Raw genomic sequence first — 9,473 nt, forward strand, 5'->3', positions numbered from 1 at the left:
GTGTAGTGTTTGAGGGTGTTCAGGAGCGTTGAGCGCTGATAGGGGTGAGTGATTGTGGTCTGGGACGATGACCAGGCGGAGATCGCCGAGATCATTGGAAGCCTGCGATCTCAGGGCACCGATACGCGCGCTGTCGAGGTCAAGGCAGCTGCGGGAGGTTTTCCCAAGAAGCTCGTTCGCTCTATCTCTGCCTTTGCTAACGGAACCGGTGGAATCATCATCTTGGGGCTGGATGAAGACAACGGGTTCGTTCCGGTACCAGGCTTCGATGCTACTGCCATGGCGGATGCCCTGGCTGGCGCATGTGCAGACCTCGTGACCCCGTCGGTTCGCGCCCAGATCGACATTGTTGAGTGGGAGGGTGCGAGCATTGTCGTTGGCACCATTCCCGAATGTGCTCCTTTTGAGAAGCCTTGCTGGGTCATTTCTCAGTCGAAGTATCACGGCAGCTATATCCGGGTCCATGATGGGGACCGCGCACTAAAGCCATACGAGATCGACCGGCTGGAGGAAAACAAGACCCAGCCGGAATGGGATCTGGAGCCGGTTCCGGATGCTGACATCGACGATCTGGATCCTGACATCGTGGCCGAGATCTTGGCCCGCGAGCGCTCCATCCATGAACGCATCTTTGGACGGTTGAGCGATGAAGAGGCGATGTTAGCGCTCCACCTGATTACCCGGAACGACAACGGAAAACTAGTGCCAACTCTGGGCGGACTTATGGTAGCGGGCACTTACCCGCAACAGTTTTTCCCGCGGCTCAACGTGACCTTTGCGGCATATCCCGGCACCGATAAATCGGCCGGGATGGGCAAGCAGCGCTTCCTCGACAACGAAAGTCTGGTGGGGCCCATTCCGGTGCTGGTCGAGGATGCCGTGCGGGCAGTCCGACGCAATATGCGCGTCGGAGGCGTAATCGAGGGAGTCTTCCGTAAGGACCTGCCGGACTACCCTCCGGAGGCTGTGCGTGAGGCAGTCGCTAATGCGCTTATGCACCGTGACTATTCGCCGCAGGCGCGGGGCACGCAGGTACAAGTGAACCTGTATGTCGACCGGCTGGAGATCCTCAACCCCGGTGGTCTTTATGGAACGGTCACCGTTGATCGATTGGGCACTGCGGGTATGTCTAGCGCGCGCAATCAGCATTTGTCTGCGTTGCTGGAGGTGACTCCTGCCGGTGACGGAGATGGGTACGTTGCGGAAAACCGTGGTACCGGATATATCGAGATTCTCGACCAACTGGAGCGGCAGCTGCTGCCGCCGCCGGTACCAGAGGATTCATTAACCGAATTTGAACTCACCTTTGCGCGGCGAAATCCGACTACCCCGGAGCGCACCGCGGCGTTGGGGGGCGGAACCCGCGGGCGCGTGCTCGACTATCTTCGCGAACACAGGACAGCGTCCAGCCGCGAATTGGCAGGGGCTGCAGGGCTGTCCCTCAACGGCGTGCGCAGGACCATCAACGAACTTGTTGAGGAAGGCGTTATCGTGCGCACTGAGCCGCTGAAGAGCCCGAAGCAGCGCTATCGGCTGCAGGGCTAATCACGGTGTTCAACGTCAGCTTGTTCGCGCGCCGCCGCTGAATACCTTGGCGCGAATTTCTCCATCTGTTCAAGCACGAGCTTGATGGCCTCCGGCGCCTTGTCCGGTGGATACTTGTAGTCGCGTAGCAACCTGCGGACCGAGCGTCGTAGTTTCGCACGTACGTCATCGCGTACTGTCCAGTCGGTCTTTGCATCGCGACGCAGCATGGAAACGAGCTGGCGTGCGATTTCAGCAAGAACTTCGTCGTCCATGAGCTCGGTTGCGGATTCGTTTGTCGACACCGCGTCGAAGAAGGTGAGCTCGTCATTGCCTAGTGGCGGGGTGAATTGTTCACCGCGTTTGCTTTCCTTGACAATCTCCTTGGACAGGCGGATGAGTTCGGCGATGATTTCAGCGGCCGTGAGTTGTTGATTGGTGTACCGATTCATCAGCTCGGTGATCCGCTCGGAGAACTGCTTGGAGCGCAGCTCGTTGTTTCCTGTGGCGGTGCGGGCTTCCTGCTGGAGCTGGCGGCGCAACGCATCGATGAGCAACGAGACCTCAGAGGGGGATTGTTTGTCTTTGAACAGGTCGACGGTGAGATCCTGCAAGTTCGGAATCTCAATCCCGGCCTGGCGGTAGATGTCGATGACACCGGTGGCCTCAGCCGAATCAACGACCAGCTTGCCTAGGGCGTTGCGGATGGAGTCGCTAATCGGCTCGCCATTGGCCACGCGGTCGCCCGCATCGAGCTTGATGAGCCAGTTCTTGACCTCGGAATAGAACTGCACGCTCGGACGGAATTCATCGGCGGCAGGGCTGTTGGACGCAAGCGCCCATGCACGCGCGAGCCTTCCAGCCTGACGCTTGAACTCATCAGCGACGGGACGCGCGTTTGGCTTCTCGGGGTCGTAGTTGCCTTCGGTTCTTGGATTGCGAAGGAAACCAGTGACATCGAGCAGGGCACGGCGAAGGTTGGCGTCATCGATGGAAGCGGTGTTCTTCCATTCGATTCCCACAATGTCGTCGAGACGAGCCAGGAATCCCTTCGCCAGAGTTAGTGCTTCCTCAACGTCCTGGCCTGTGACCTTGGTTCCGTCGTCGGAAGGGTTAAGGGTGAACTCCGCAAGAGCTTTTTCCAGGTTCTCCACCAAGGGTGCGTAGGCCACGAGGAGACCGTCTTGCTTGTCGCGGAACGTGCGGTTGACACGGGCGAGCGTCTGCATCAGCAGCGCGCTCTTGAGCGAGCGGTCAATGTAGAGCGTGTGTAGCGGCGGTGCGTCGAAACCGGTGAGCATCATGGACTGAACGATGGCGATTTCCAGCTCGTCGTCGACGTCCTTGATACGGTTCTTCACTGCCTTGAGCGCGCTCGGACGGCGCATATGGACCTTGAGCTCATCCGGGTCGGACGGCGCGGCAGAGTAGATCACCTTGATTTTTCCCTTGTCATCGGCATCCGAATGCCACTCAGGGCGCAGCGCTACGATCTTGGAGTAGAGACGCGCTGCGATGGAACGCGTGGCGGTGACAATCATGGCTTTGCCCGGTGCACCGATGAATTCCCGCATGTTTTCGCGGCGGTCTTCCCAGTGGCGAACAAAGTCCTCAGCGAGCGCATCCAAGCGGTCGTCGGAACCGTAAATGATTTCCAACGCGGCGACAGAGCGCTGAATCCGGTCGCGCTCCACCTCGTCGAGACCCGTGAGCACTTCCTCGGCAGAGTCATCAATATCGTCATCCGTGATTCCAGCAATGCGCTTGAGCGGGATGAGGCGCGGCTCGAAGTAGACGGGAACGACGGCACCGTCCTCGACGGCGCGGTTCATGTCGTAGACATCCACGTCGTCACCGAAGACCTTGCGCGTATCGCGGTCCCACTCCTTGAGCGGGGTACCGGTAAACGCCAGCATGGTGGCATTCGGCAGTGCATTACGCAGGTGCTGTGCGTAACCATCGGCGGCGGTATCGCCAAAGCCATAGTGGGAACGGTGTGCCTCGTCGACGATGACCACGATGTTGCTCCGGTCAGAGAGCAACGGGTGCTCGGTCTCACGCAATTCACCCTGGCCGTTCAAGCCAAACTTCTGGAGCGTGGAGAAGTAGATGCCGCCGGAGGTCTTCTGCGACAGCAGCTCACGCAACTCAGCACGCGACTCGATATTGCGCGGTGCCTCCGGCAGGATGGTGGACCGGTTGAAGGTTTCGAAGAGCTGCTCATCCAGCTCGGTACGGTCATTGAGCACGATGACGGTCGGGCTGAGCATCTCCCGCCGACGCATAATCTTGGCGGTGTAGAGCTCCATCTCCATGGACTTGCCCGCACCCGTCGTGTGCCAGATGACGCCAGCGCGCTTGTCGCCGCGCGCCGCCGTGATCGTGGAACCTACAGCCTTGGTCACCGCGAAGTACTGGTGCGGCTTGGCAATACGCATGACCAGCCCCTCGGCCGTGTCATCGAACGCCGTGAAGTCGCTGTAGAGCTGTCCAAAACGTTCCACATTAAACAGACCATCAAGCAACAGATCCAGCTGCGTGACCGGCTCGCCGGCCACAACCATGTTGTTGGGGTCTACCGGGCTGCCGTCTTCATCCACGTTCCACGGTGCGAAGTGGTTCCACGGAGTAAACGGCGTGCCGTACTTGGCGCTGAGGTCATCCGAAGGAATCACAATATTGGCAAAGCGGAAGGCCATGCCGAATTCCTTGACGTAGGTCTGCAGCTGGTTGTGGGCGCCTTCGATTGAGGTATTAGCGCCCGTCTTCTTCAGCTCGATGAATGCCAGCGGCATGCCGTTGACGTAGCAGACCACATCAAAGCGACGCTCTCCATCAAGGTTCGCAACGGTGACCTGGTTGAGCGACAAATAGTCGTTCTGGTGCGGCTGTGAGGACAGGAAATAGATGGTGGGGTTCTGGACGTTGCCCTCGTGGTCGATGTACTCGATACCACGGTAGCCTTCCACCAGAATCTGGTGAATGCGCCGGTTCTCCGCAATTGCGGACTGCGACTTCGGCGTGATGACCTCACCAATCGCCTGGTCGAGGTACTCCTCCGGTACATCTGGGTTGAGGTTGCGCACGGCATTGCGCAGTCGCCCGCGCAGCACTATGTCATTCCACGTGTCGCGCTCGCCGGAGCCCGGCGCAAAGTCCGGGCCATGCCCAGACACCCACTCCAGTTCAGCCAGGTGGTCCTGAACAATGAGCTCGAGGGATTCTTCGCTCAACATGATTATCTCCTTTGATAGTTGTAGGGGGGATAGGGGTTGCTTAGCTTTCCGATGCCGCCTCATCCGCAGCGTCCTCCGCCTCACCGACCGTAATGCGGCCGCTCATGAGGAGGGGAAGCAGCTCGTCGCGGGTGCGAGCGAGTTGTAAATTCTGGATCTCAAGGCTTGTGGCAAGTTCCCAAAGTGAGTTTCCGAATTGATTCGTTTCTTCCGACATCTGGGCGGGGACTTCGACTTCCTGGTCTAAATCGCCACGCTTAATATGCCCCATCGTTGTGGCCTTACCAGCGGCAATCATTTGGAAATATTCGAGCTGAGCGTCGATTGCTTGACGGAGAGCCCATAAATCCAGTTGTCCATTGGGAACCACTTTGAAGATGTGTTGATTGACAATTGCCTGGTCATAGGGCCAACGCTTGGTCATAAGGGTACCGGACCAAGAAAATAGAAGGTCGCCCGGATTTACCTCGTTGTCTGGATCTGCATCGAAGTCGCTGAATACGGTCTTTCCGCCAATGCCAGAGTTCATTTCTGCAATGCGGACGACAACCCGGCCGGTTCCAGACGCGCCTTTAGTGAATGCTTTGCCATTGATGAATGAAGCCAATGAGCTAAGTGGAGCGTCAATATTGCCAAGAGAAAGTTCTTTTTGCCAAAGGGCTCTTAGGATTTCATCGATTCTTGAAATTGACGTTTGGTTTGCAACTATTTTGTCGTCGAGGGATGCCAATGTCCGCCCGATTGGGCGTTGAACTTTAAGTTCTGGAAGTGTTATTTCCCAATTGGGCAACGTGGTGATCGGCAGACGGTTTACGGTTGCCCCGTATAGGGTGTTTTGGGCAATCTTTTGCTGCCATTTCGGGGAAAGCCAATAGTAGAGTAGGAAGGTCGGATCGACGACTTCTGGGTTCGGTCGAAGCAGTGCCATACGGCGACCGAGGGCTGCATCGATGTCAGGCGGCATTAACGCGGCTTCCCCGAGCCGAGTTTCATAAGAAAATAGAAGGTCGTTTTCTCGTGGCGTTACTCGACGAGTCCAACGCTGAAAGTCTTCGTCATCGATGAAATCGGATTCGTCGAGAATTAAGCGTCCGTTTTGGAGTGAGCTGATGTTCAGGAAGTATTTCCCCTCTTCACGTCGTTTGGGTGTCGCGTGAGGACCATCAAAGACTTCACCAATTTCGCGGATTCGTAGCTTTGGCATTACTTCAACCTCCCCAGTTGTTCGCGCACGACCTGATCGAGGTGGGCGGCGTCGTCAAGCGCGGCGGTGAGCTCGTTGGTGAGTCGGGCAATCTTCTCGTCGATGGGCTCGTCGTCTTCCTCGGCCTCGGCGAAGCCGACATAGCGACCGGGGGTCATGGCGAAGTCGGCGTCGCGAATGTCGTCGAGGGAAGCGGACTTGCAGAAGCCGGCAATGTCTTCGTAAGTCTCGTCCTTCGGGGCGGAGGCGCGGCCGCGCCACAGGCGGTAGGAGTTTGCAATCTTCTGGATGTCCTCGTCGCTGAAGGTGCGCTCCGTGCGGTCAATCATGTGGCCGAGCTCGCGGGCATCGATGAAGAGCACCTGGTTGGTGCGGTCAATGGTGCCCTTGGAACCGGCCTTCTTGTCCTTGGCGAAGAACCAGACGCAGACCGGGATCTGCGTGCCGCGGAAGAGCTGCGCAGGAAGTGCGATGACGCAGGAGACGATGTCGTCTTCGACCATGGCCTTGCGGATGTCGCCTTCACCGGAGGAGTTCGACGTCATCGTGCCGTTGGCCATGACAACACCGGCCTCACCCTGAGGGGTGAGCTTGGAGATAATGTGCTGCATCCATGCGAAGTTGGCATTGCGCTTGGGCGGGACGCCGTACTTCCAGCGAGTGTCTTCCTCGTTGCGCGACCAATCCTTGATGTTGAACGGTGGGTTGGCCATGACGTAGTCCATCTGCTTACCCGGATGAATGTCGCGAGCGAAGGTGTCGGCCCAGCGCTCACCCAAGCCAGCAGAGCTAATGGCGTGGATGGCCAGGTTCATCTTGGCCATGCGCCACGTGCGCTCGTTGAGCTCCTGACCGTAGATGGCCAGAGCAGTGCGGTCCTTCTCTGCGGTCTCGAGGAACTTCTCTGCCTGCACGAACATGCCGCCTGAGCCACAGCATGGGTCGTAAACGCGACCCTGGGTTGGCTCCAGGATTTCTACGAGAGTGCGGACGACGGGGCGCGGGGTGTAGAACTCACCGCCACGCTTGCCCTCAGCACGGGCGAACTTCTCCAGGAAGTATTCATAGACCTCACCCAGCAAATCGCGTGCGCGTTCCGGACCCTCCGCAGTGAAACGCGTGGTGCTGAATAAGTCGATGAGCTCGCCCAAACGACGCTGGTCAACGCTATCCGAGGCGAAGTTCGTGGGCAGGGTACCTAATAGCGACTCATTGTCCAGCATGAGCTGCTTCATCGCGTTATCGATGAGCTTGCCAATGGACTGGTACTCCTGGCCGGCGTCGGCCGACTTGCCCTTCGAGTTGTCACGCAGGAAGGTCCAACGAGCGATGGGGTCGACCCAGAAAACGTTCTTCTCACGGTAAGCGTCGATATCCTCCAAGTCTTCCTGGATGTACTCTTCGCTATCTCCGCGCTCCTCGCCTTCGGCACGCAGCTCCGCGCGCCGGGCATCGAAAGCATCAGTGACGTATTTGAGGAACACCAGTCCTAGGACGATGTCCTTGTACTGGGATGCGTCCATGGAACCGCGCAGCTTGTCTGCTGCCTTCCATAAAGTGTCCTTGAGCTCTTTGAGGGTGGTGGCGGAGGCAGACTCTACGTTCTGCTCATCCTTGACCGAGTTAGTCATTTTTCTCCTTAAATATAACGGTGTTTGTGCGTTTGAATGTTGAACTCTGTTATTAGCCTGGCGGGGATTGCGCACGAGATTCTGCGATGGTGACAGCACCGGTACCTATCGACATGACGAGGCCGTGCTCAAGTTCATCGAGGCTATGTAACTGTTCTAAGAGCTGCTGGCGTCGTGCGCGGAGCTGGTGCTCCACCGAGCCGAGGTGCTTCGCATTCCCACGTGGAAAGACGGGGAAGTACACCGATCCCAACTCGGAGGAGACAGCTTCGTTAATAGCCTTCTCTACGAGGTAGGGAATGCAGACCTGTTCCAAGGGAGTGTGGCTGCGTCCACGGAAGGTGCGGCATCGTAGTGCTTGAGCCGGTGCAGTGACTAGCTTGCCGCCTTCCTCATCGATGAGTGCACGTGGTCTTGGGCTCTTGATGAAGACCACGTCTCCCGGTTCTGTGAAGGTGCCGCGCGGTGCAATGTCTTCCAGCCGGAGACGATCGATGCAACGTGAGCCCTGTGGAATGCTCCCCAGAATTTCGGGTTCACCGATGAGTTCCAGTTTTGCTACTGCTTCAGGGGCGAGATCACGTTCGGCAATGCGGGAGCCGCTGAGTTTCTGCAGCACCCCAGTGCGAGCGTTGGTCGCGGCCTTCCACGGTAGGTACTCAAGGCGCGTTGCCCCCGATTCAGCGCGCATACCAATCTTTGGCGGCGCGTCCTCCAACCCTGCTGAACTGATGTCTAACCCTGCTTGATGCGCGGTGTGCATGAGATCGGCGGCGGAAGACGTCGACGTAGAAGAAAAGACCGAGTCATCGAGAGAATGAGTACGACTGCGCCAGGCATCAGCGGCGCGAAGAATACGACCGCGGACAAAAGTGTGCTTGCGTGCTTCATCCGGTGTGGTGAGCATGGTTGCCCAGTCTGAGACGAGACCGGGTGTCTTAAGGTCCGGCACGTCAGCGATAACGGCAGCAGCATCGGCAGGGTTGCCTATGGCCTCGCGATTAGGGCGCTTGAGAATCCATAGTGCGCCCTGCTGCTGTCCGCGGCCTGGAAAAATGCCTCGGGGCAGCCGTGCACTGTAACGCAGCGGTGCAATTGCGCCGGTTTCAGTCGGTGCGAGGAAACGCCGTCGGACGACCTGCGCTAACGAGTCCTCGATAAGCATGTCTGCGGTGGAAATGCAGAACATTGCGCCGCGTTCGTTCAAGTTGTCGAGCAAGTCCTGGAGGTGCTCGAAGTATTCGGGCGCATTTTTGAGAGGTGAAGGAGCGGCGAGGACGATGAGAGAATTCGCTGGGATCTCCTCGTTAGCGTCGATGAATTCCACGCTTCGGCACGCTAGTTCGGCCCAATAGAGAGAGTCTGGTGCGCAGTCCTTTCGATATCCGATGTTGAGCGCCGGCGTTTCTTCGAGTTCCCGGGCGAGTCTAGTGACGAAACCTAGGCTGTATTCATCAGTAGGGATGATAGGTGGAGTTGGGTTCTCTAGCGTGAGGGCTTCCGATACTGCTTGCATAGCGCGGGAAGTAAATCGGGAAGAGAGTGTTACCTGGCGCTGAGCACTGAGGTCATCTGCAAGACGGGTGAGCGCGGCCGCGGGCCCGAAAGCTGCCTCGGCTACCTGCTCTGCTGCTTTTGCGATGTCAGCTTCAGAGGTATCAGAAGGAACGTTGTCTGCTGCGCGCTGGTACGCCGCGCTAAGAGAGTCGATTACTGCAGCAGAGGGCGAAAAACCCTGAGGGGAGGAAGCCGTGTTGCAGTTCAAAAGGCTCAAGGCCGCGCGTGCCGGATTGCGGAGCAGCATTCGGTAGAGCGAAGAATAGAAGAGGGCATCTTTAACGGCTGTGTCGCGGCGGCCGAGCTTAGTGGCTCGCAGCC

Annotated in this window: 5 protein-coding genes; 1 reads left to right on the forward strand and 4 read right to left on the reverse strand. The window is 58.0% G+C overall.

The window, feature by feature from the left end:
- Positions 1–48: 48 nt before the first annotated feature.
- Entirely contained in the window at positions 49–1,545 is a 1,497-nt protein-coding gene (locus HMPREF2935_RS01065; protein ID WP_246817751.1) for an ATP-binding protein, read from the forward strand.
- Here HMPREF2935_RS01065 and HMPREF2935_RS01070 read toward each other — a convergent pair.
- The 4 genes from HMPREF2935_RS01070 to HMPREF2935_RS01085 all read right to left on the reverse strand — a co-directional run.
- Positions 1,542–4,760, reverse strand: coding sequence for a type I restriction endonuclease subunit R (locus HMPREF2935_RS01070; RefSeq protein ID WP_070731630.1), 3,219 nt, complete (start codon positions 4,758–4,760; stop codon positions 1,542–1,544). The genes HMPREF2935_RS01065 and HMPREF2935_RS01070 overlap by 4 nt on opposite strands.
- Before the next feature lie 40 nt (positions 4,761–4,800).
- On the reverse strand, positions 4,801–5,964 hold the full coding sequence (locus HMPREF2935_RS01075) for a restriction endonuclease subunit S (RefSeq protein ID WP_070731632.1): 1,164 nt from the start codon (positions 5,962–5,964) through the stop codon (positions 4,801–4,803).
- Entirely contained in the window at positions 5,964–7,595 is a 1,632-nt protein-coding gene (locus HMPREF2935_RS01080) for a class I SAM-dependent DNA methyltransferase (protein WP_070731633.1), read from the reverse strand. Before HMPREF2935_RS01080 ends, HMPREF2935_RS01075 begins: the two co-directional genes overlap by 1 nt.
- Positions 7,596–7,647: 52 nt before the next feature.
- On the reverse strand, positions 7,648–9,473 hold a 1,826-nt coding region (locus HMPREF2935_RS01085; protein WP_070731635.1), incomplete at its 5' end, for a hypothetical protein.

Origin of the sequence: Corynebacterium sp. HMSC076D02 (assembly GCF_001813815.1) — a bacterium.
Classification (GTDB): domain Bacteria; phylum Actinomycetota; class Actinomycetes; order Mycobacteriales; family Mycobacteriaceae; genus Corynebacterium; species Corynebacterium simulans.